Annotated in this window: 17 protein-coding genes and 1 pseudogene; 10 read left to right on the forward strand and 8 right to left on the reverse strand. The window is 69.4% G+C overall.

The features are described from left to right. From SBI67_RS25925 to eccCb, 6 genes are all read right to left on the reverse strand, one after another. Positions 1-81, reverse strand: an 81-nt coding sequence (locus tag SBI67_RS25925; RefSeq protein WP_318979524.1) for a hypothetical protein, incomplete at its 3' end; no start/stop codon positions are given. A 93-nt stretch (positions 82-174) separates the two neighbouring features. After that, on the reverse strand, positions 175-1,416 hold the full coding sequence (locus SBI67_RS25930) for a GAF domain-containing protein (protein WP_318983346.1): 1,242 nt from the start codon (positions 1,414-1,416) through the stop codon (positions 175-177). Between the two features lie 242 nt (positions 1,417-1,658). Then, on the reverse strand, positions 1,659-1,955 hold the full coding sequence (locus tag SBI67_RS25935; protein WP_318983347.1) for a WXG100 family type VII secretion target: 297 nt from the start codon (positions 1,953-1,955) through the stop codon (positions 1,659-1,661). A 9-nt stretch (positions 1,956-1,964) separates the two neighbouring features. Then, complete coding sequence (locus SBI67_RS25940) at positions 1,965-2,273, reverse strand: WXG100 family type VII secretion target (RefSeq protein ID WP_318983348.1); 309 nt, start codon at positions 2,271-2,273, stop codon at positions 1,965-1,967. A 68-nt stretch (positions 2,274-2,341) separates the two neighbouring features. After that, a complete protein-coding gene (locus tag SBI67_RS25945; RefSeq protein ID WP_318983349.1) occupies positions 2,342-3,487 on the reverse strand; it encodes a type VII secretion-associated protein in 1,146 nt (381 codons plus the stop codon). Then, entirely contained in the window at positions 3,484-7,092 is a 3,609-nt protein-coding gene (gene eccCb, locus SBI67_RS25950) for a type VII secretion protein EccCb (protein ID WP_318983350.1), read from the reverse strand. Before eccCb ends, SBI67_RS25945 begins: the two co-directional genes overlap by 4 nt. Before the next feature lie 95 nt (positions 7,093-7,187). On the opposite strand from eccCb, the gene eccD reads away from it, so the two are divergent. Together eccD and mycP are read left to right on the forward strand one after the other, a co-directional pair. Continuing rightward, positions 7,188-8,492 (forward strand): type VII secretion integral membrane protein EccD, encoded by a 1,305-nt coding sequence (gene eccD, locus SBI67_RS25955; RefSeq protein WP_318983351.1) that lies wholly within the window; start codon positions 7,188-7,190, stop codon positions 8,490-8,492. 5 nt (positions 8,493-8,497) lie between these two features. Beyond that, a complete protein-coding gene (gene mycP, locus SBI67_RS25960; RefSeq protein WP_318983506.1) occupies positions 8,498-9,799 on the forward strand; it encodes a type VII secretion-associated serine protease mycosin in 1,302 nt (433 codons plus the stop codon). On the opposite strand, the gene eccB is transcribed toward mycP, so the two are convergent. Continuing rightward, entirely contained in the window at positions 9,764-11,146 is a 1,383-nt protein-coding gene (eccB, locus tag SBI67_RS25965; protein ID WP_318983352.1) for a type VII secretion protein EccB, read from the reverse strand. The two genes, mycP and eccB, sit on opposite strands and share 36 nt — an antisense overlap. Before the next feature lie 194 nt (positions 11,147-11,340). Here eccB and SBI67_RS25970 point away from each other — a divergent pair, with 194 nt between their 5' ends. The 8 genes and pseudogenes from SBI67_RS25970 (at position 11,341) to SBI67_RS26005 (ending at position 22,923) form a co-directional block, all read left to right on the forward strand. Further along, positions 11,341-15,690 carry an AAA family ATPase gene (locus SBI67_RS25970; RefSeq protein WP_318983353.1) on the forward strand — a complete coding sequence of 1,450 codons (4,350 nt, stop codon included), beginning with the start codon at positions 11,341-11,343 and terminating at the stop codon, positions 15,688-15,690. 98 nt (positions 15,691-15,788) lie between these two features. Then, positions 15,789-16,577 carry a hypothetical protein gene (locus tag SBI67_RS25975; protein ID WP_318983354.1) on the forward strand — a complete coding sequence of 263 codons (789 nt, stop codon included), beginning with the start codon at positions 15,789-15,791 and terminating at the stop codon, positions 16,575-16,577. Continuing rightward, on the forward strand, positions 16,577-17,764 hold the full coding sequence (locus tag SBI67_RS25980) for a polyprenyl synthetase family protein (RefSeq protein WP_318983355.1): 1,188 nt from the start codon (positions 16,577-16,579) through the stop codon (positions 17,762-17,764). Before SBI67_RS25975 ends, SBI67_RS25980 begins: the two co-directional genes overlap by 1 nt. Then, on the forward strand, positions 17,761-18,219 hold the full coding sequence (locus SBI67_RS25985; RefSeq protein WP_318983356.1) for a hypothetical protein: 459 nt from the start codon (positions 17,761-17,763) through the stop codon (positions 18,217-18,219). The genes SBI67_RS25980 and SBI67_RS25985 overlap by 4 nt, the downstream gene beginning before the upstream one ends. Continuing rightward, entirely contained in the window at positions 18,216-18,482 is a 267-nt protein-coding gene (locus SBI67_RS25990) for a hypothetical protein (protein ID WP_318983357.1), read from the forward strand. The genes SBI67_RS25985 and SBI67_RS25990 overlap by 4 nt, the downstream gene beginning before the upstream one ends. After that, positions 18,479-19,501: a hypothetical protein gene (locus SBI67_RS25995; protein ID WP_318983358.1), complete on the forward strand. Its 1,023-nt coding sequence runs from the start codon at positions 18,479-18,481 to the stop codon at positions 19,499-19,501. The genes SBI67_RS25990 and SBI67_RS25995 overlap by 4 nt, the downstream gene beginning before the upstream one ends. Next, positions 19,494-19,895, forward strand: a complete 402-nt coding sequence (locus tag SBI67_RS26000) for an SCP-2 sterol transfer family protein (protein ID WP_318983359.1) — start codon at positions 19,494-19,496, stop codon at positions 19,893-19,895. The genes SBI67_RS25995 and SBI67_RS26000 overlap by 8 nt, the downstream gene beginning before the upstream one ends. After that, a pseudogene (locus SBI67_RS26005) lies at positions 19,892-22,923 on the forward strand (FAD-dependent oxidoreductase). The gene SBI67_RS26000 and the pseudogene SBI67_RS26005 overlap by 4 nt, the downstream one beginning before the upstream one ends. Here SBI67_RS26005 and SBI67_RS26010 read toward each other — a convergent pair. Further along, positions 22,884-23,447 (reverse strand): CGNR zinc finger domain-containing protein, encoded by a 564-nt coding sequence (locus SBI67_RS26010; protein WP_318983360.1) that lies wholly within the window; start codon positions 23,445-23,447, stop codon positions 22,884-22,886. The pseudogene SBI67_RS26005 and the gene SBI67_RS26010 overlap by 40 nt on opposite strands. Positions 23,448-23,500: the final 53 nt, after the last annotated feature.

Below are 23,500 nucleotides of genomic sequence, written 5' to 3' on the forward strand. Positions count from 1 at the left end.
CTGCCCACCGATGAAATTCTCATAACGAGACTTAAAAGACATCAAAGCGCCCTCAACACCCGGGCGTGCATAAACAGTCACGGTTGATCTCCTGCCATGGGACGACGAAAAGTGTGTCGGTCGTCACTCAATGTACGAGGAGAGGGTTGCAGCACCGTTGCAACCGGCGTGCGGTCAGCCCAGTTCGAAATCGAGTCCGGCCAGATGACCGCCGGCCTGGGCGCGGCCGACCGGGTCGATCGATTCGCTGTTGCGCAGCGCCTCCCAACCTTCCCGATCGTCACGCCCTTCCGGCATCTCCAGCCAGCGCCGCAGGGGCGCCATATCGCCCCGCGAGCATTCGGCCAGCACCGCACCCCGCATGCTGGCCGACACCTGCATGCGCAACCGGGCGATCGACGGCGACACCGACTGCGGCAGCAACGGCCCGTGGTAGGCGTTCAGCGCAGCCTCGACGTCACCGAGGTCGAGCGCATCGAACACCTCCCCGATATCGGTGGTGATGGGCACCAGCAGCCGGTACGGCCGGGACGCCAGGAACTCGGCACCGATGACCTTGCGTAACCGGGACATCTCGGCGCGGACGGTCACCACATCCAGGTCTTTGTCGTCGAGCAGGACGGCGAGGTGATCGGCGGACAGGCCTTCGGGATGCCGGCTGAGCAGCACCAGGATGTCGGCATGCCGACCGGTGAGCATGGTGGCCCGCAGATGGCCGTACACGTCGGTGGTCACCCAGCGCGGCCGGTCCGAACCGAGCACCACCAGGTGCGGCTTGCGGGTGGCCGGTTCCGGCGCGCATCCGGTCAACCGCAGCAGCGCGAGGTGGCTCTCCACGGCCAGCGCGGTGGCCCTGACCAGCGCCAACGTCTGCGACGACGCCGCCTGCGGACCGCCGGTCAGGTCGATGGCGCCCAGTAGCGCACCGGTGTCGGGGTCGTGCAGCGGTGTCGCGGTGCAACTCCACGGCTGCACGACGCGGGAGAAATGCTCCGATCCTCGGATCTGCAACTCTCGGTCCAGCGCCAGCGCCGTGCCCGGGGCATTGGTCCCGGCGCTGCGCTCGCTCCAGTCCGCGCCCGGCACGAAGTTCATCTGTTCGGCTTTTCGGCGGGCCTTCGGATCGCCTTCGACCCACAGCAGGGTGCCGTCGGCCGAGGTCACCGCGACGAGGACACCCGCATCGACCGCGTCGTCGACGAGCAGCCGCCGGATGACGGGTAGTGCGGGCGCCAGCGGATGCGCATCGCGCAATCTGGCGATGCCGGACGCCACCGCCGCGGGCCGGGCCCGGTCGAAATCCGGGTCAACCCCCTTGGCGAGGCTGCGCTGCCAGCTCTTGGCAACCACCGGCCGCACCGTCGTGGGTTCCAGCTCAGTGACATCGACCTCTCCGGCCAAGAAGAGTTCGTGCACAGCACGCAGCTGCCGAGCACTCGGAACCTTGGTCGTCCTCACAAATGATCACGCTCCCGATCACGACCGGTCGCCTCACTGCCTCGGCCGCACCCCACACCATAGCCCCAATTCGCGCCGGTCGGCACGAACCCGAAAGGGTCACCTAATCCGGCCACCGCGAGTGCCCTGTCGGGCAGGACATTTGAAGACGTTTGTCATGTCGCATCGGATAATTCGGCGGGGCAGTTCAGCGGGGCAGTTCAGCGCCCCCAGGCGTTGGCGGCCTGCCGGTCGGTCGCGGCGATCTCGTCGGCACCGGCGCGGACGGCGTTGCCCAGCCGGAACAGAATGTCCTGAAGTGCCGATGCCGAGTGATCCCAGCGCAACTGTTCGTCACGGTAGGCCTCGGCCGCCTGACGGGTCCAGATTTGCTGCAGCGGTGCGATCTGGGCGCGCAGATCCTCCAGCGCGGCGCTCAGCCGGGCCGAGGTGGTGTGGATGTCCTGACGCACCGAGTACTCGATCTCGTCGAAATTGTAGGAAAGTGTGCTGTCCATGATGGCTCCTTACAGGTGGTTGATGACGGCGCCGATCTGCTGTGAGTGACTCTCACCGGCTTCCCGCAAAGCGCGTTCGTTGAGTCGGATGGTGTCGGCGATGCGGGCCAGGGCGGTGTGCAATGTCAGGGATTCGGCGTTCCAGCGGTCGACGACCTCGCGGAAACGCAGCGCCGCGGCCCCGCCCCACACCGACGGCGGGACCGAACCCATCCGGCCGATGAACGCGGCGAGCATGCCCCGGATCTCCTCGTTGCGGTTGTCGATATGCCCTGCGACCGCGTGCATGAGATCGAAATCGGTGTTGAGCGAAGCCATCTGCTGTCCTCTCGTTGGGTGCCGTTACTGTGATTGGACGCCGGCAACACCGGTTCGGTTCCCATTCGTCACGAAATGGCATGCGCGGAGCGGATCACCGCGTCGCAGGCGGCCCGCAGCTGTGCGGCCTGACCGGGCGGGCTCTGGCATCCCACGGCAATCCGTACGGCGCCGTCGAGAAAGACGGCCCAGTCTATTTCGCGTCCGGCTCTGGTCTCGGTATAGCCGATGACGGTCCGGCCGCCACGCTCGGCGGGGCTCCGCAGTGCGGTGAAGACGTCGGGATCCTGCTGCTGCAGCGCCGTGTCCAGCGTCGCCGCGGTCGCGGCCAGGTTCGCTTCGGCCCGGGATTGCACGATGAGCACCGCGCGGTCGCTCCCCGGCTCCACGGCTTGCACACGGCGCGAACCCGTTCCCGCCGTGACCCGTTCGATAGTCCAGCCGGCCGGCACGCTGGCCGCCACCCGGCCTTCGACGACCGATACCGTTGTGTCGCCGTCCGGTTCGTCGTGCAGTGCCCACGTGGTGACCGATACCGCCAGCAGCCCGGCGGCGACGATCCACGGCAGCGCGCGGCGCCGCACGTCGGTCGCCATCGTGATGGCCGCCGCGATATCGGGCCGCCCGGCGGCGGCCCGGCACAGGTGCCGATCACCGACGACGATGACGTCGGTGCCGCCGCGACGTAACCGGGCCGCGATATCGGTGGCGACGGCGCGCGCACCGGTGACCGCGGCCGGCACGTCGATGAGCACCGAGGCCGGTTCGCCGAGGCCGGACAGCACCGCATCGGTCGGATCGGCCTGCCGCGGGACCACCAGCGCCGCGGCGGGCGGCCCGTCGGTGAGGGCGCCCGCGATGACGAACTCGTCGGCGAACTCGACGAACACCTCGACATCGGGGTGCGCCCGCCGATACACCTGTGGGCGCTGCAGCACAACGACTTCCGAGCAGTGTCCGGCGGCCGCGGAACGGACCCGGTCCAGCCTGATGGCGGGCCACCACCCGGGACAGATGAGGACGATCTCACGGCAGGCGTCACCGAGCGCGGTGTGGACGATCTCACCGAGCACGGTGCCCACCTCGACCATCCGGTCGTCGACGACCGTGTGCTGATCGTCCACGGCGGCCAGCCCGGCCCGCACCAACTCCGCGGGCACCGGACACGGCCCGCGCACCGTCGCCGGACCGAAAAGGACGGGGGTGCTGGTCATGGCGGGTCCGCCCAGGCGATCTGGATGCGTTCGTCCGGTGCCCCGCGGACGCTGAGCGTCGCGCGGCCGGGCGGTAATCGGACCGGCCGGGCAGAACCCAGTAGCACCCCCTCTTCCGCGCCCGCGCTCATCATCAGGCCGGCGCTGCCCAGTTCACGCAACCCGGCCAGCAGTGGATCGAACAGCGCCCGTGCGGCCCCACCGGACCGGCGCGCCACGATGACGTGCAGGCCCAGATCCCTGGCGTGCGGCAGGTATTCGAGCAATGGCCCGAGCGGGTTACCGGAGGCGGCCGCCACCAGGTCGTAGTCGTCGATGACCAGGTAGATATCGGGTCCGGACCACCAGGACCGGTCCCGCAGCTGGCGTTGCGTCACGTCGACACCGGGCCGCCGCCCCCGTAACTGCGCCAGGACGGGATCGAGGCGGGATTGCACGGCGTCAGCCGAGATGGCGTAGCCGGCCAGGTGCCCGGATTGGACCACCCCGAGCAGGCTGCGCCGGTAGTCGACGATGAGCAACTGCACGTCCCGGGGACCGCCGGAGCGGGTCAGGGCCAGGCACAATGTCCGCAGCGTGGCCGTCTTCCCACACCCGATGTCACCGAGCACGATCAGATGCTGATGTTCTGCGAAATCGATTGCCACCGTGTGCATTGCACTTTCTCCGACGCCGATGGGGATAACACTGGAGCCGGTCGCGGGTGGCGCCGGCGGGCCGTCGGGCCAGGTCAGCATGTCCGGCAGCGCCTGGATGCGCGGTGCCACCGCATCGCCGTGCCGCGCGCGGAGCGCCTGCACCGCCGCCGCGGTGTCCAGGCCGAACAGGGTGGGCCGGGCGATCACCGAGAACAGGCCGTCGCGGGTGAGGCAGGCACCGGGGCCGCGGCCGGTGAGCAGCCGGGCACGTCGGCGATCGGTCTCCGATTCGGCGGGCTCGCCGAGCCGGAGTTCGATACGCGTACCGAGCTGGTCCTTGAGCGCGGGCCGCAGCTCGGCCCACCGCGACGCGGCGACGACGACGTGGATGCCGTGAGCCAGACCATGGGCCGCCAGCGCGGTGATGCCGTCCTCCAGACCGTCGCACACCTGACGCAGGGCGGCCCACCCGTCGACCACCAGGAACACCTCACCTTGATCGTCGGGCAGATTGGCCTCCCGCCGCCGGAGCAGGTCGTGTAGGTGCCGCACGGCGCGCTGGGCCAGTTCGGCGTCGGCGCGGCCGGCGTAGACACCGATGTGCGGCAACGCCCCCAACGGTGCCAGTGCACCGCCGCCGAAGTCGAGCAGGTAACACTGCACGGCGGCGGGATCGCGCGTGGCAGCCAGTCCCAGCACGATCGTGCACAGTGCCGTCGACTTCCCGGACTGGGTGGCGCCGACCACCGCGGCGTGACCGGTCGCACCGGTCAGGTCGATCAGCAGGGGGTCATGCCGTTGCGCGAACGCGTTGTCCACCAGGCCCACCGGTATCCGCAGCGGACCGGTGCCGGGTGCGCGCAGCAGGTCACCGAGGGACGGCGAGCGGTCCAGCGGGGGCAGCCACACCTGGTGCGCCGGCGTGCCGTGGCCGGCCATCCGGTCCAAGACGCTGTCCAGCAGCGTGGACTGCGCACCCGGCCTGCGGGCCGCGCGGTCCGGCACGGGTGCCGCGGTGAACGGGCGCAGAGCAGCCCCGGGTGCCGCTGCGGTCAGGGGATCCGAGACCATCCCCGAGACGTACGCGGTGTGGAACCGGACGGTCTCGCCCGTCGGCGTGCGCAGGTACGCCGCCCCCGGTGCGGCGGGCAGCTGATAGGCATCCGGAGTGCCCAGCACCGCGCGGGATTCCCCCGTCGAGAAGGTGCGCAGGCATATCCGGTAGGACAGGTGCGTGTCCAGGCCCCGCATCCGGCCTTCGTCGAAACGCTGGCTGGCCAGCAGCAGGTGCATGCCCAGCGATCGGCCGACACGGCCGATGGCAACGAAGAGATCGGCGAAATCGGGCTGCTGGCTGAGCAGTTCGGAGAACTCGTCGACGACGATGAACAACACCGGCAGTGCGGGCAGATCGGTACCCGCGGCCCGCGCGCGGCGGTAGTCGTGCACCCCGGCCAGGTTGCCCGCGGCCCGCAGCAGTTCCTGCCGCCGGTTCATCTCACCGGTCAACGCGTCCCGCATGCGCTCCACCAGGTGCGCCTCGTCGGCGAGGTTGGTGATGACGGCCGCCACGTGCGCGGCCCGGTCCAGGCCCAGGAAGGTCGCACCACCCTTGAAATCGATCAGTGCCAGATTGAGTTCATCGGGTGCATGGGTGGCGACCAGTCCCAGGATCAGCGTGCGCAGGAACTCCGATTTCCCCGAACCGGTGGCGCCGATGCACAGCCCGTGCGGACCCATGCCGCCGTGCGCGGCCTCCTTGATATCCAGCACGACGGGTTGACCACGCTCGCCGGTGGTCGTCGTGAACCCGATCGGGACCCGTAGTCGGTCCTCGTCCGCGCGCGGCCGCCACGCCTCGGCCGGATCGAAATCACCCGATGCGACCCCGATCAGGTCGGGCCAGCCGGGCCGACCGGCCGACCCGCCGTCGGGCGCGTACCCGGCGATCCGCCGCGCACAGCGCGCGGCCTGCCCGGGGCCGAGTTCGTCCGGGCGGCAACCGGCGGTGATGACGGCAGCCGCCGCAGCGATATCGAACACCGACACACCCGCGGTGACCGCGGTGACGGAGGTGTCGACACCGTCCACCACGATCACCACCTGCGCAGCACCCAGCGCGGCGCAGGCGTCCTGGGCGGCAGCCAGGTCGGTGAACGTCAGCCGGCGCGGGCCGGCACCGTCGCACAGCAGGGAATCCCGATGGTGCGGTAACCATTTCAACCAGTCCCAGTGGGTATCGCCGGGCGGTACCACCGCGGCGATCCGGACGTCGGTCGGGCTGTGCAGGGTTGCGAGCTGACACAGCATGGCACGCAGCACGTTCCGGGATACCTCGGGATCGGAGTGGACCGATGTTCGGCCACTCTCCGCCAGTGCGAGAGTGACCGGTACTTCGGCGAGCAGCGCCCACCGTTCGAGCACCTCCTGCAGCGCGCCCTCGGTCACCGGGTCGGTGTCGCCGAGCGAGTCGGACTGCGGCGCGATGAGCGGGGTGGCCAGCGGCACCGGCCCGAGACCGAATCTGATCACACCGAAATCCGGATCACCGGGGCGGCGCTCCCACATCCGCGGCCCACCGGCCAAGGTCCACAATGCCGCCGGGTCCGGGTGCCGCCAGTGCAGCCAATCATGTTGCCGGCGTGCGGTCTCCGTGGTGTCGTGGACGATGTCGTCGAGGTAGCGCAGGTAACCGCAGCGCGCGGCATTGACCTCGGCGGTACGGCCGCGGAAGGTGTGTGCCAGCGTGCCCGTCGCCGAGGCCAGCATCATCACGGGGAAGAGCAGGAACATCGGATTTCGCGGGGTGCCTTGCCCCGACCTCAGGTACACCGCGGCCATCCCGCCGACTGCCACCAGCATCACCACGGGCAGCAGCCGGGTCAACGGGTTCACCGGCTGGGCCGCAGGCAGGTCCGGCGGCCGCCGCAACTCCACCGCACGCGACGGTGGCGGAGCGGGTTGCACGAGTTCCACACTCTGTTCGACGCACCGATGCGCCAACCGGTTCCGTCGAATTCTGGCGCACGGGGGGCAGCCCGGTGCCGGTTACGGTCAGAGGTGTGCAGGATTCGTGGTGCCGGGTATCGATCGCCCACGCGGATACCGTGACCGATCTGGTGTGCTCGGCGGACATATCGGTGGCCGCCGCGCTGCCCGACATCGTCGACATGGTGATCGCACCGGACGCCCGACCGGGGCGCAGCTGGCACCTGAGCCGACCGGCCGGTGATCGGCTGGACGAGGATAAGACGCTGCGACAAAACGGCGTTCGCGACGGCGATGTGCTGGCCATCGCGGCAGCACCGGCACCGCTGTACGCCCCGGCGGCAGGTGATTTCGGCACCGTGGCCGCGACCGAGGCGGCGCACCCCGCGCCGCACCGGGCGACCGCCGTGTGGGCAGCTCTGGCGTGGGGATGGTCCGCCGCGGTCGCCGCCGCGACGATCGTGGGTTCGGTGCTGATGTCCGGACTTCCGGTGGTGGCATCGGCAACCGCGGCGGGTGTCGCGGTGACGGCCGCCGCGATGGCCCGCCGGGCGCCCGCCACGGTGGCGGCCACCGCGGGCAGTGTGATCGCGGTGATATTCAGCGCCGCCACCGGATACCTCGCCGTCGGCACGTCAGCGCCGGCACCCGGGGCACTGCTGGCGGTCGCCGCCGCGGCGTCATGCGCCGTCCTGCTCGCCCGGCTGACAACCGCCGACACGATCCTGCTGACCACCGTGGGGACCTGGGCGACCCTGTCGGCCATCGGGATCGCGCCGGCGGCGCTGTGGGCGACCGGATTCGGAGTCAGCGCTGCGGTGCTGTGCGCGGCGGCCATCGCAACCCTCGGCCTCGCGGCTCGGTTGGTCATCGTCGTGACCGGGCTCAACCCGGCGTCACCCGGCCGCACCGGCACCGGGGTCACCGGCCGGCGCACCGGGCATGCACGGCAGGTGTTGACCGGGATCGTGGCCGGCGCTGCCACCACGGCGACAACCGGCTGTGTGATGCTGGCGGTGGCATTCGCCGACCGGGCGGCCGAACCCCTGCTCGCCGGGGTGGTCACCGGTGTGGTCCTGCTGCGCATCCGGTTACACGCCGACGGTCGGTGCAAGGTGGCCCTGCTCATCGGTGGATTGGCCTGCGCCACCGCCACTTCGGTGCTGTTGCTGCGCTGGATACCGGTGTATGCCGGCGCGGTGAGTGCCACCGCCGCGGCGGTGGCAGCGGTGCTGTATACGCAACGCAATACGGTGAGCGCGGCCACCTCCCGCGTCGTCGACATCGTCGAGGTGGCGCTGCTGGCCACGGTGATCCCGACGGCCGCGTGGTGTGCCGGCATCTTCGGAGTGGTCCGTGAGCTGAGCCTGCCGTGGTGACCCGGTTGCTCGTCGTCGCCGTTCTGGTCATCTCCCCGGCGGTGGCGCCGCCGACAGCACGAGCCGTCACCCCACCGGTGGTGGACAGAGGTTTCCTACCGGCACCCGGCCCGGCCGCACCGCCCTACCCGACCGAACCGTCGGCTCCGTGCGCCACCTCGGGCCCCGCGGTGTCCACCCGGTTGCCGGACCGACCGGATCTGCGGTCGGCGTGGGCGGTGACGCGCGGTGCCGGGCAGACCGTCGCGGTGATCGACACCGGCGTGGCGCGGCACCGCCTGCTGCCGCATCTGGTGGCGGGTGGCGACTTCGTATCCACCGGGGACGGGACACAGGACTGTGACGGCCACGGCACCATCGTCGCCGGGCTGATCGGCTCGGCGCCCGACGCGGCGTCGGGGTTCAGCGGGATCGCGCCCGAGGCGACGATCATCGGTATCCGCCAGTCCAGCAGCACTTTTCGTGAAGCGGGTGGCGGAGCGGGCGTGGGCGATGTCGACACGCTGGCGGCAGCCGTGCGGTTGGCGGCAGACCTCGGGGCGACCGTCATCAACATCTCCTCGGTGGCGTGCCTGGCAGCCGCGGACGCCCTGGACGACCGGGCACTGGGCGCCGCGCTGAGCTACGCGGTGGACGTCAAGAATGCCGTGGTGGTGGCCGCCGCGGGCAATGTGGGCGGGCACGGTAGCTGTCCGAGACAGAACCCGGTTGCCACGGCCGGGCCGGCACCGGACTGGGAACGGGTGGACGTCGTCGCCAGCCCCTGCTGGTACGACGATCAGGTACTGACCGTCGGGTCGGTGCGCGCCGACGGCACGGCTTCCGAATACAGCCTTGCCGGCCCGTGGGTGGACGTGGCCGCACCCGCCGAAGGCGTCGTGTCACTGGATCCGGTCGGCGAGGGCCTCGTCGACCGAGCTCCTGATGGCGACGGCACGCAGCCCATTTCGGGAACCAGCTACGCCGCGCCGGTGGTCGCCGGTTACGTCGCATTGCTGCGCTCGGTGGCACCGCACCTGACGGCGCGCCAGGTGATGAAGCGGATCGAGGACACCGCGCTGCCTGCCGCGGGCGGCTGGAACCCGCATACGGGTCACGGCGTCGTGGACCTTCGTGGCGCCCTGGACGCGGTCCACCCGGCTGCCCCACCGCCGGCCCGCCCCGTCGCTGCGGTGTCCCCGGCGGCGGAGGACACCCGCCCCGGCCGGATCGCGACTGCGGGGGCGGCCTTGTGCCTGGCCGTCGCGATGGTCTCCATCGCGACGGGCCGGCTACGCCGGCCCCGGCACGGCGTCCCGCTGGACTGAGGCCCGCGCGGAGCCGAGTGCGGGACCGCGTGGCAGCAATGCGAGCACCGGCCACGGTCCACTGGCGGGATCCTCGGGCAACCCCAGACTGGTTGCGGACTGCTCGTCGTCGATGCCGTAGGCCACGCCGCCCCGATCCACCACGAACAGTGGGCCCGTCGCGGCGCCCGCTCCCGCGGCGCCCGTCGCGCGCACGTAGACACCGTCGGTGTTCACGACGGCGTCGATCCGCGGACCTTCGCCGTCGGCCTGCGCCAGGGCAACCGGTTGACGTTGCGCTGGAAGGCTTTTACGAGTCGACACGGTGACCTCGGGAGCGGCGCCCACCTTGCCCGGCCGCCAGCGCACGCACACCTGGGCGGCGAGATCCGCCCCGGCGGGTATGGCGGCGGCAGGTGGGAAGTGGTCGAGTGGAAGGGATTCGATGACGGGCACATCGGCGATCCGGTCGGCAGGGACGGTCTGCACACCGTCACCTTGACGCACCGCGAACCGGATCAGATCCGCGGCGACCTGCCCGATGCGTTGCACACCGGTGGTCAACACCACGTAGTGGTCCGGGGCGGCACCGGTGCGGCGCACCGTCAGCACGGTGCCCACCGTGCTGGCCGGCAATTGCGGCGGACCGGGCCGGCCCGCCCTGTCGATCACCGGGGTGGTGAGGGCGGCGACCTCGGGCACCAGGTTCAGCAATGCCGGTGAGACCATCAGCGGTGCAACACCTTCCAGTCGCAGCGCACGAACCACCGGACGATCGCGAAGGTCGACCGCGGCGCGCCGGCCGTCGAACAGCAGGTAAACCACCGCGGCGCTGTCCCCGACCGGGCGAACGAGCAAGGGTGCCGCAGGTTCGTCATCGAGCGCGGCACCGATGAACACGGTGGTGGTCTCGCCGTCACACACGGTCCACGCTGCGTCGGCCGGCGGGTGGGTCGGCACGGTGGCCGGTGCGCCGGGAATTCCCATCGACGGACCACGCTTGGCTGCCGCGATACTCGCGGCACTGACCAGCACCGGCTCCGCGGCGGTACGCGCGATCAACCGGGCCGAAGCCAGGTTGAGGGCCGGATGCAGGGCGTCACCCACACGCACGTACACCTCGCCGGACGCACGGTCGATCACGATCGGTGCGGAACCGATCGTGCCGCGCGGCGTGACCACCGACAGCACCACGCAGACCCCCAGGCCGACGGCGGTGAGTACCGCCCCGGCGACCAACGCCAGCGATTGGGTCCGGATCGGATCGTCGAGCATGCGGGTGTCGCGAGCGATCAACGCATATTCCATGCGGCGCACGAGAAAGCGGTGGCCGCTGGCAAGCAGCCTGGTCGACGATCGCCGGTCCATGTGTTCCCCCGGTGTCGAGCTTAATCGCGGGGTGCGGCCGCCGGACACACCAAATCCTTTGCTCGGGGAGACCGCCGGAACAGGAGCGGCACGGCTACTGCGGCCCGCGGCCTCCGTGCCCAGCAACCACCCTCCCCCGGTGAAAACGTTAAGCTGACACATCCCGCCCACCGAGGCGGCAGCGGCCCCACGGCATGGGAAGGCAGCGTCACGAGAAGGGAACCGACGCGGCGGTGACGACCCCGGTACTCGATTTCGACGGACGGGTGGTCGATCGGCGGCGCGAGCTGACCGACCTGCGCGAGGCCGTCGAGTCGGCAGGGCGAGTCGCGGGATCGTGCGTCCTGATCAGTGGCGTTTCCGGGGTCGGCAAATCAACGCTGGTCCAGGCTTTCGGCGCCGAGGTGTCCGAGCGGAACTGCGTCTTCGCCTACGGACGGTGCCGTGACGGGGCTCCCGCGCCGTATACCGCGCTGGGCGAGGCCCTGGGCGCGCTGGTGCGCGCCATGGATGCCACGCTCGCCGCCGAACGCAACCATTGGCGCTCGGCGCTGATCGGCGCCACACCCCCGTTGTCGGACGTGCTCGGTGACCTGGTGCCCGACTTGCGTCAGATATCCACGCCGGATGCGCCAACCCCGGCTCCGGCGCCACAGGCGGCCGATATGCGCCGCCGGCTGCACCGGGCCATCATCGCGCTGCTTTCGGAGACGGCCGCCTTCCGTCCGGTGGTGCTGACGATCGACGACCTGCAATGGGCCGACGGCGACTCGCTGATGTTCCTGTCCGAACTGCTGACCGTGTCGTTGCGCAATGTGCTGGTGGTCGGCGCGTATCGGACCGGTGAGTTCGAGCCGGGCGAAGCCGGTCTGACGGCCTCGACCATTCGCCGTTTCGACCTTGCCCCGTTGTCGCGCACCGATATCGAGGAACTACTCGCCGGCGTGACCGGTCCCAGCGTCGAGTTGGGTGACGTTGCCAGGGAGTTCCATCATCGGACCGACGGCAATCCGTTGCAGGTGCGGCAGTTGCTGTACCGCGCCCAGCAGGCCGGCGCGCTCGTTGCGGTCGGCCCCGGAGGTCGGCCGAGGTGGGATCTTCGCATCCTGAGTTCGATCGAGATATCGGCGTCGGCGGCGGAATTCCTCGGCCGCTACCTCGACCAGCTCCGGCCGGTCGACCGGGACGTACTCAGATCGTTGACCGTCATCGGCAGTGAGTTCGACCTTGAGGATGCCGCGGCGGCGGCGGCCGTCGCCCCGGACACGGTGGCACAGACCCTGTGGACGGCACTCGAATTGCGGTTGATCGAAGCCCTCGATCGAGCGGGTAGGCGGATAGCCAACACGATCAGCCACGACGTGCGCTACCGGTTCAGCCACGACAAGGTGAAGGAGTCGGCCCGCGAAGGACTCGCGGCGGAGGATGCCCGGCGCATCCATCTCCGGATCGGCCGGCGGCTGCTGGAGCTCGGCGACGACCGGTTGTTCGAGGCGGCCCGTCACGTCGGGCTGGGAGGCGGTGCGGCGACCGAGGCCGGCGAGCGCCTGCGCTTCGTGCACGTACTGCATCGCGCCGCGAACAAGGCCAGGGTCCAAGCCTCCTTCCCGCTGTGCCTGGAGCATTGCCGCAGTGCGCTGCACCTGCTGGGTGGGCAGCGCTGGTCGACGAACTTCGACCTGACCCTGCAACTACAGCTCGAGGCGGCCGAGGCCGCGCTGTTGGTCGGTGACGTCGCAACGCTGCACGAGCTGCTCGACGAGGCCGAAGGGGTGCTGCGGGATCCGGCCGACCGCGCGCGCCTCTCCTATCTGCGCCTGAAGGGCCGGATCGCGCAGAATCGCATCCAAGACGCCCTGACGGTGGGCCTGCGGGCGCTCGACGAACTCGGCGAACCCCTGCCCGCCGATGCCGGCAAGCCCCGCATCCTCAACGCGCTCGGGCGGATGAAACTCACCACGCGCCGATGGAGTACCGAGCAGCTGCTGCAGCTGCGGGAATGTACCGACCGCCGGGTCATCGAGGCGCAACACATCCTGGCCGAGTTGCGCAGCATCTCCTACATCGCGCGGCCCAATCTGTTCCCGCTCATCGTCCGTAAACAGCTTTCCCTCACCCTCGCGCACGGCCACACCCCGTCCACACCGCTGGTTCTGGTGAGCTACGGCGTGGTCCTGGTGATCGCCGGTGACCGCACGGGCGCCCAACGGTTCGGCGAGGTTGCCCTGGCGCTGACCGAGCGCGCCGAGTTCCGGCAGGCGCGACCCGAGACCTTGTTCCTCTACCTGAACTTCATCCGACATTGGCGCCATCCCGTGCGCGACGGACTCGGCCAGGTCCGCGACGCCGTCACGGCGGCCCTGAACCAGGGCGACCAGGAGTACGCCGGTTTCCTGGTCACGGTGCTGCTGTCGCAATCGTTCTGGGCGGGCACCCCGGCGACCGAGATCGACACCATGGCTCGCTCGCTGATCCCGCAGATCCGGTCCCAGCCGGTGCCCAGCACGCTCAGCCAGGCCCTGCACCAACTGTGCCTGAACCTGCTCGGCCGCAGCGAGGACCCGATGCTGGTCGCCGGCGAGAGCGGCTACGACGAACGCGCGATCGTGCCGGCAGCCCGCAACGAAGGCGACGAGGTCACGTTGAGCGTCGCGGCCGATGTCAAACAGGGCCTGCATTTCTGGAGCGGGGACCACGTCGGCGCCGCCGCGGTCACCGAGGAGGTGATGCAGCACCTGGCCGGCACCGTGGGCACCACGGGCCTGCAGCTGGTGCACATGGTCAGCGCTCTGAGCGGCATCCATTCCGCGCCGGATGCCCGCGCGACGAGAAAGACGGTGCGTGATTCGCTTGCGCTGCACCGTAAATGGGCGGCAGAGGCACCGGCGAACTATGCCGCGCCGTGCGCTCTCATCGAAGGTGCCTGGGCCAGGGTGCGCGGACGGCATCGCGAGGCAGAGCGATTCCTGGACACCGCCATCGAGCTGGCCGACGAGCATCAGCTGCCGCTGATCGGCGCGCTGGCGCACGAGGAGGCCGCCGACCTCTACACCGATACCGGCCGGGCCCGGCTGCACGAGCACATGCTGCGCTCGGCCTACCAGCGTTGGCAGGCATTGGGGTTCACGTTGCGGGTCAACCGGCTCGCCCGCCACCACCCATGGCTGCTCAGCCGCGCATTGGTGCAATCCGGCGCAGGCATCGACCCGGTCGGGGCGCACCAACTGGTGCGCACGCTGGCCGCCGCGCGCACGCCGGACAGCCTCGCCACACTGGCCCTCGGCGCCGCCGCCGACATGACGGGCGCCGATCGGGTGCTGTGCCTGACCGGCGAGCCGGACCAGCTGACCGTGCGCGCGGTCCATCAACGGGGCGTCACCACCACGATCGACGAGCCGTGGGCCACGGTGCCCTACGACACGTCGGTGGTGCGCCGCGTCATCGAGACCGCGACACCGTTGTGCCTGACCTCTGACACGTCGGTCCTGGCAGCACCGATCATCTTGCAGGACAAGATAATCGGTGTCCTGTACGCCGAGCGAACCGGAGCGGGTGCACCGTTCAGCGCCCAGCACGAGGATGCGCTGACCTTCCTGTGCGCGCAGGCGGCGGCACCACTGTGGAGTTTTCAGCTGGAAGCCCAATTGCGCGCAGCCGACGAGCATCGCCAATCCCTGATGGACGTCCAATCCAGATTCGTGCCCAACGAACTGTTGCGCATGCTGGATATCGACGACGTCCGCCGGGTGCGCAGCGGATACCGCGTCGAGCGGCAGATGACGGTGTTGGTCTCCGACATCCGGGGTTACACCACCCTGATCGAGGATATGGACGTGTTGGAGGCCAACACCCTGGCCACCGGGTTCCTGCGCGCGGTGGAACTGCCGATCGTCGCCTGTAACGGCATGATCCAGGACATGCGCGGCGACGAGATCCTCGCCGTCTTCGAGAGCACCGATGATGCGGTCCGAGCCGGTCTGGGCATGCTGCGCTCGTTGCGCGAGCACAACGGCGACCGGTTGGCGCATGGCTCCGAGGAGTTGCGGGTGGGCATCGGAATCAACTCCGGGGTCGTCGGACTCGGCCTGGTCGGCGGTGTAAACCGGATGGTGCTCAGCACGGTCGGCGACGCGGTGAACCTGGCAGCCCGGATCGAAGGCACCACCAAGCGTTACGACTCCGCGCTGCTCATCTCCGACGCCACCTACGGCGAACTCGCCGACCCCGCCCAATTCCACATCCGCCGGATGGAGCGGGTGATGGTGGTCAACCGCCGACAACCGGTGACCGTCTACGAGGTCTACGACGAGGATCCCGAGGATCTCCTGGCCGCCAAGCTGGCGGCCCAGCCCGCTTTCGACGAGGCTTTCGACCTGTTCGACTCCGGTGCCGTGGACAAGGCCCGTGCCGCCTTCGAGCGCTGTCATCGACTCCTGCCCGACGACGCGGTGGCCACCTTGCACATCGCGCACTGCGATGCCATGCAACGCGGGGAATTGCGGCCCGGCCAAGACGTGGTGCTGCGGCAAAAGTACGCCGATTGACCGACACAAGTCCTGCCCCGACAACGCCCGGGTCTGCGATCATGTGAGCCATACTCGAGGGGGGCGCCGCCATGTATCTCAGTGCCGAACGCGTTGCCATGGTCAATCACACGATCAAGGAGACGTTCGAGCAGACCTGTATCGCGTGGCAAGCGATTCCGCACTGGGACACCGGGGATCCGGGACAGACCGCGGTGGTGAACGACGACGCCACCAATCCCGTCGTCACCGTCAACCATGCGGCCGAGCCCGTCAATCTGACGGTCGGTGAGCTGATGTCGCCCACGCCGGATGCGGTGCTGGCCAAGGTCACCCCCGCGGTGGTCGCGCTGGCGGCGAAGGTCGACGGATTCGTCATTCCACTCCTGCGCAACGCCGCACCCAACATCGTCAGGATCGTCGACCCTGCCGACGATCCGCCCAAGATGGTCGGCGGGGTGATCGACGCCAGAGTCCTGTTGGAGAGCGCCGGCTTCCGCGCCCCGTCAGCGGCGTTCGCCGACGCCGACTCGATGAAGGCGCTCTATCAACTGGTCAACGGCTACGCCCCCGTCAAGGATTCGATCCTGGATGCCGGCAACATCAATGCCCCCTACCGTGTCGGCACCTTCACCAGCCCGGACATCACCACGCCGCCCACGACGGCCATCCCGGCCGGTGACACCTTGCGCGCTGTTGCACTCGGCCGTCGGCAGCGCATCGCGCCCGGATACGCTGCCGACGCATCCCCTGGCGAAGAACCCGTCGACCTCGCCGTCAGCATTCCTCCGAGTTTCGAGATCGTCGGTGAGACCGCCCCCAACAATGTCTTGATCAACGTGCGGATCAGTTATGCGGTACGACCCAAGGCCGTCAACGGTTTGGTCTTGATCACCAGCGGCCCGTAATGACCACGGCCGCACCCGAAACACCTTCGGTCCCAGCGGCGCCCGATCCGCTGGAGCACTACCTCGCGCAGTGCAAGCACGTCTGCGACGGTGAGATCGAGCGGCTCTACGGCGCCGGCCGGCACGGCACCAGCAGCCTGCACGAGCTGATCCTCGACTACCCGCTGCGCGGCGGCAAGGCCCTGCGCCCGGCCCTGAGCATCGCGATCTGCCTCGGCCTCGGGGGCCACCTCGATGCGGTCCTCCCGACCGCGGCCACCCTCGAGCTCTATCACAATGCGTTCCTCATCCACGATGACATCGAGGACGAATCCTGGTGGCGCCGCGGTAAACCCACGCTGCACGTCGACCACGGCGTCCCGATCGCGGTGAACGTCGGCGACGCGATGCTCTCGCTCACCCTGCAACCGTTGCTGGACAACGTGGAGCGCGTCGGCCTCGGGCCTGCGCTGCGGATCCTGCGCGCGGTGGCCCATATGACCAGGCAGACCGTCGACGGCCAGGCCCTCGAGCTGGAGTGGGTGAAATCCAATACCTGGCAACTCGACGACACCGACTATCTGACCATGGTCGAACTCAAGACCAGCTGGTACTCGTTCATCACGCCGCTGCAGGCGGGTGCCCTGGCGGCCGGGGCCGACACCGATCGGTTGGCACCGCTTGAGGCGTTGGGCCGGCACATCGGCGCGGCCTTCCAGATCACCGACGACCTGCTGAACCTGCGCGCCGACCCACAGGACTACGGCAAGGAGATCGGTGGCGACCTGTGGGAGGGTAAACGCACACTGATGTTGCTGCATGCCCTGCGTAACGCGACGCCAGCCGAACGCGACCGGGCCGTGGCCATCCTGGCCCGCCGGCGCCCCGGTATCGACGACGACGAGGTCGGCCTCGCCGACGTGCTGGAGCGGCTGACGCGGCGCGGCGAGCTTTCGCACAGCGGTCGGGCCGAGATCATCGGTTACTTTGACCGGCAGCAGCATTCGGAGCCCAAGCAGCTCGATGACATCCGCTGGTTGTTCGCGCTGATGCAGCGGGTCGGCTCTCTTGCGCACGCCCGCAATGTCGCCGCCGCGCACGCCAGGGCAGCGGCCGCGGCGCTGGCCGGGTTGGACTGGCTGCCCGCCAGTAAGCATCGGGACATGCTAGCCGCCCTGATCGACTACGTGCACGGGCGAACCCGATGACCCCCGAGGTGCTGGTGGGCATGCTCACCGAGTTGGAACGGATCAGGGAGGCCACCCTCGATCTCGTCGAACATGAGGCCCCGCAACTGCTTCCGACCCCCGATCCGGACTCCGACGGGTCCGAACGAGCGGTGTTCGAGCTGCTGAGGGGCGTACGCCGAGCCGTCCTGGGCAATCCGGCCGCCGCGCGACGCGTGCACGACATCCTCGTCGCCGAAGGGGTCAGGTATGCGCGTACCCCCGACGGCGCGCGGCTGCGCGACGCATTGGCCGCGTCCGAGGCCGTCGAGAATCTGCGGCGCATCTGGGAAACGTTGAGCCTCAACGTTCTCGACGGCCCAGGCGAGCCCGGGGCGGCGCCGCCGGCCTGGTCGGAATTGCTGTCCGACGCACTCGTCGGGCACGGCCTCGACGACTCCGTTCTCGCCCGCTTCCGGCCGGAAGGATTCGCGTGAGCCTCACCGACCCGCAACCGGCGCTGGCCGAGGCGAGCACCTTCATCGACTACCTGGTGGGCTTGGCCGGGCTCGGGCGCCTGGTGCGCGCGTTGGCGACCGACGCCGAGATCACGACGGGCGTTGCCGACGACTTCGTCCAGCTGTTGGTCGGCATCGCCGGCGTGGCAGCCGGGGTGGAACGGCTGGCCGTATCGCAGGCCGGTGCGGCGCACCCCTGCGAGCGCGCCGCGCCTACGGCCTCCGGGCGGTGGCTGCGATGACGGCCTCGCTGGCGGCAAGCGATTTCATGCGGACACCGATGCTGGGCACCGCCGAGCCCGATGGTTTCAAGGAATGGCATCACTTCGTGGTGCATACCAACGGTTTCCGGCTGTTGATCAACTTCAGCCTGCACGCCCAGACCACGGCACAGGGTGCAATCCGGTTGGTACCGCGGATCATCGTGATCGGCCACGAGGACAGCTGGCATGGTGAGATCGTCCGGTTCGACGAAGCGCAGGTGGACATCTCGGCCACCCTGGGGGACCTGACGATCGGCGGCAACCGGATGCTGGTCCGGCCGGACGGTTATCGGGTCACCGTGGACCTGCCCGCCCACGGCGTGCACGGCGAACTGGATTTCGTGTCGGTGAGCCGGCCGTTCGTGGTGAACAACCAGCCGCTCGGGGCCGGCCGGTTGAACTGGTTGTTCGTGCCGCGATTACATGCCACGGGCTGGATCCGGCTCCGTGGGCGCGAGCACCGATTCGACGCCGACGTCGCCTACCACGACCACAATTGGGGCCGATTCTGGTGGGGCGACGACTTCGGCTGGGAGTGGGGCACGGTGCTGCCCCGCGAATCCGGCGACCCGTGGTCGCTGGTGTATCTGCGGATGACCGACAGACGGCGGCTGCGCTATCTGTCCCAGGCGCTGTATGTCTGGCATCGTGACGAACCGGCGGCCATCTTCCGGCATGCCTCGGTGCAGGTACGGACCTCCGGCGTGCTCGCCCGGCCACCCGACTGCACCCTGCCGGCGCCGATGCGGCTACTGCTCGACGGTGACGTGCCTGCAGTCCCGGCGACGGTGGAGGTCACCGCGGCGCACGCCGCGGACGTCGTGTGCGCACGCTTCTTCCCGCAGTCCTATGCTCGACTGGCACAACCCAGTGAGCTGACTCTCGACGGCACCACCGTGCTGTGCGAATCCAGCGGGGCCGCCACGATGACCGGTTCGATCAACGGTGAGCGCATCGACTTCGTCGGCACGGGTGTATTCGAGTTCCTCCATGGCTGAAGCGGTTTCGTCATTGCTACGACAGTCGGTCTACCATCTCGCCGACGAGGTTCCCGACAGCTACCGGCTGGTGCTGCGCACCCTGGGACCCCTGGTGGTCGAGCTGGCAGTGGATGGCGAACGTTTCTCGCTGCGGGGCGGCCGGCGGCTGGAGGTCTGCGGTGCCGACGACCGCGCGGGGACCCGCGTTGTCACCACCCGGGTGGGCATCCTCGAGGTCCTCGACGCCGTGATCACCCTCGACGAGGCCGTCGAGGGTGGCGCGGTTGCCGTTCACGGCGGTCTCGACGAGATCCTGCGCGCGCACGACACCATGCGGGCCTACGTGCATGCGGCGGTGCGGGCCCCGTCCCAACCGGCGCTGCTGTCGGCCCTGCGGGCGGGCGTGCCGTGAGCCCGCCGATCATCCCGCCCGCGGCCCAGCACCGTCCGCCCACGGTGGCGGTGTTGGGAGCCGGTATCGCCGGGCTGACAGCGGCCCAGGAACTCGCCGAGCGCGGCTTCGCGGTCACCGTCTACGAGGCGCGCGCCGATGAGCGCTCCGAGCTCGGATCCTGGCTTCCCCCAGTCAAATTGGGCGGTCTGGCGGCGTCGCAATTCGCCATGGTGGGACGGCACAAGGGATTGCACGGCGAGTTGCGCCCCTTTCCAGGCCGGCGCGGCCACCCGCCGGCGCCCGGCCGGGCGGTGGCCGGCGAGCACGGGTTCCGCTTCTTCCCGGCCTACTATCTGCACACCTGGGACCTGTTCAACCGCATCCCGATCTATGACCGGGTGACCTCCGCCGGCACCGAGCAGTGGGTGCCGACGTCGCGCACCGTGCTGGACAACGTGCGACGGGTGGTCACCCAAGGCACGACGGTGTCCGGCAAACCGTCCCTGGTCTTTCCGCGTGAGGCGCCCCGCAGTCTGGCCGAGTTCCTCAGCGTGGCCGGACAATTGGCGGGGCTCGGTTTCACCGCTTCCGATGTGCAGACCTTCATCGGGCGGTTACTGCGCTACCTGGTCACCAGCCCGGTTCGGCGGGCGACCGAGTTGCAGAACCTGTCGGCCTACGACTACTTCGTCGGCCGCCAGCCCGACGGAACCCGCCGGTTCTACTACACACCGCGCTTCGATGCGCTACTGCTCGAGATGCCGAAGGTGCTCGCCGCTTTCGATTCCCGCTGGGGTGACGCCCGCACCAATATCACGACCTACCTGCAGTTGCAGCTGCAGATGGACCGTCGCGACAACAAGGCCGACGGTGTGCTCAACGGGCCGACCACCGAGTCCTGGTTCGACCACTGGTACCGGCACCTGATCCAGATCGGGGTGCGCTTCGTCCGCGCGTCCGCCGATTGCCTGGATCCGCCGGTGGTCGACCCGGGCCAGCCACCGCACCTGCGCCCTCGGGTCCGGGTGACGTTCGCCGACGGGACGCGGGTCACCCCGGATTACACCGTGGTGGCCGTCGACGCCCCGACCGCGGAGCGGATCACCGCGGCCCTGCGCGCGGCAGGCACCGGGGGAACCGTCGCCGGCCTGGATGGCTTCACCACGTCCACACCCCCTCCCGACGGACCGCTGCAGCCCGCCGCCACCCGCACGGACAGCCGGCGCGACCCGTACGCCATGGATCAGATGGGCCGGTTGCCGTGGGACCGCTTCCAGACGTTGTCGGGAATCCAGTTCTTCTTCGACACCGAGTTCCAATTGCTGCGCGGGCACATGTACTACTCGGGCACCGAATGGGCGCTGTCGTCGATCAACCAGCACGGCCTGTGGCAGAACAGGCCCAGCCTGGCCCGTGACGGCTACGCGTCGGTGCTCTCGGTGGACATCGGTGATTTCAACACGCCGTCACAGGCATTGGTGGACGAACGCGGCCACGGTAAGGCTGCCCGCGACTGCACTCCCGATGAACTCGCCGCCGAGGTCTGGCGCCAGATCGTGGCAGCCCTGACCACCGACGCGGGCGCTTCGCCGGAAGAGATCATCCCGTGGCCGGCGTGGTACACCCTGGACCGGGGACTGATCACCTCGCCCGATACCGGGCTCATCGTGCGCAACGAGACCCCTTATCTGGTCCCGATCATCGGCGATTGGCCCAATCGCCCCGGCGGTTACCCATGGAATCCACACGGCACGTCCTGGACCTACCGCCCGACCGAGGCGTGGTGGCGCGACGACCTGTGGTTGCGCCACGTCTGGCAGGCCCGGCACGGCGGTTACCAGGTGCACCACAACTCCGTCGTGTTCGCCGGCACCTGGACCAAGACCTTCACCAGGATGACCTCCATGGAGGCAGCCTGCGAATCGGGACGTCATGCCGTGAACGCGATTCTGGATCACTATGTGTGGGTGGGATCCGATGGCGCCGACCGCCGGGAGCACACCACCCTGGACTGGCGGTTTCCGTACGGTTTTCTCGATCAGGGATTGTCCAGTCCCATCCGGATGCCCACGCCCGCCGGCGATTACTGCTACATCTTCGACATCGAGAATCGCGAACCTGCCGATGCGCGGCCCCTGCGGGTGCTCGATTCCCAGTTCGCCGCCGAGTCGCTGCCGCATCCCCTGGATACCCCCACCCCGCCGCCTCCTCTCAATAGCCCCACCCCGCCGCCTCCCTTAAATAGCCCCACCCCACCACCCGTCACCAGTCCCCTATCGCCGTTTCAGATACCGGAGGCCGACCAATGACAGCACCACGGTTCGACGCCAACCTGCTGGCTTACCTACAAGCCTGGCGCCAATACCTGGAACAGCTGGCCGGTTCCGCGACGATGAGCGTCGGGGCGCCCTCCGCTGCCCCGTGGCCCGTCGCGGCCCTACCGCCCATGCCGGTCGCGCCGCCCGGGCTGACCATGCCGGCCTTGCCACCCGCACCCCCCGCGCCCGCGGCACCACCGGTGTATTCGCCTGCGCCACCGATGGATTACACGCAGCAACTGCTGGCCACCCTGCAGGCGTGGCGGCATTACCTCGAGCAGGCCACCCCGGCCCAGTCCGCGCCCCCGTCCACCCCGACCGCGGCGCAGGAAGCGGTGCCCGCACCGGCCGAGGGGCCACAGATCACCGCACCGACACGCCCCGCTGCACCACAGCCCGCGGCCCCGGCCCGTCGCACGGGATCGGCCTACACCTCCGAAATAGCCTCGCCGACAACACGTTATGCCGCACCAGCACCGCGATCGCTATACAGCAGTGCGACGACGCCCGACCCGGGCAGCCCAGGCGCCACCACCACCTGGTGGGACGGGGGCCGGCCACCGACCGACACCCCGAAAGCACCGATCCCACTGGCACCACCCAACCCATGGGGCAGCCAGATGAAGGTCCCGCCGGAGCTGGAGCCGCAGGCGCCGATGGTCTCCGAAGGCTCGGCCGCCCCCCGGGATCAGCTGGTGGCGCCGTCCTTCGACCGTCGCTCTCGATAAGCGGCGACGTGCTGGCGGTTCCCGCAATTGCCGGTATCGCAGAACATCCGGGATCGGTTGCGGGACATGTCGAACAACGCGGCGTCACAATCGGGCGCTGCGCAGATTTTCAGCCGCCGAAGCTCGCCACCGCGGATGAGGTCGGCCAGCGCCATGGCCATCTCGGCACCCATCCGCTGCCATAGCGGATCGTGGATGGACGCCAGGTGCAGATGCCATTCCGGCATCTCCGGATGCCGCGTCAGCCACGGCGCGGCATCGGTGTCCGACAGCAGCGCGTTGACCTGTCCCACGACGCGCTCCTCGTCACCGGCGGAGGCCCAGATCCGGCCCAGCCGTTCCCGTAGCTGCTGTACCGCGGCCAGTTCGGCGGCGTCCCGGTCCCGCCGCCCGGTCCAGCCGAAGCCGTCGAGGTAGTCATCCAGCGCGCGGGTATCGCCGAGCTGTTCACCGTCGGCGCGGTTGCTGTTGATCAGGACACACGCGGCTCGCAGCGTGAGCTCCGTGTCATGAGTGAAAATCATTTGACGCCTGACTCCCGTCCCCACTAACGTCATGACCAATCGATATTTTACTC

It is taken from the genome of Mycolicibacterium chengduense, from assembly GCF_033741155.1.
Classification (GTDB): Bacteria; Actinomycetota; Actinomycetes; order Mycobacteriales; family Mycobacteriaceae; genus Mycobacterium.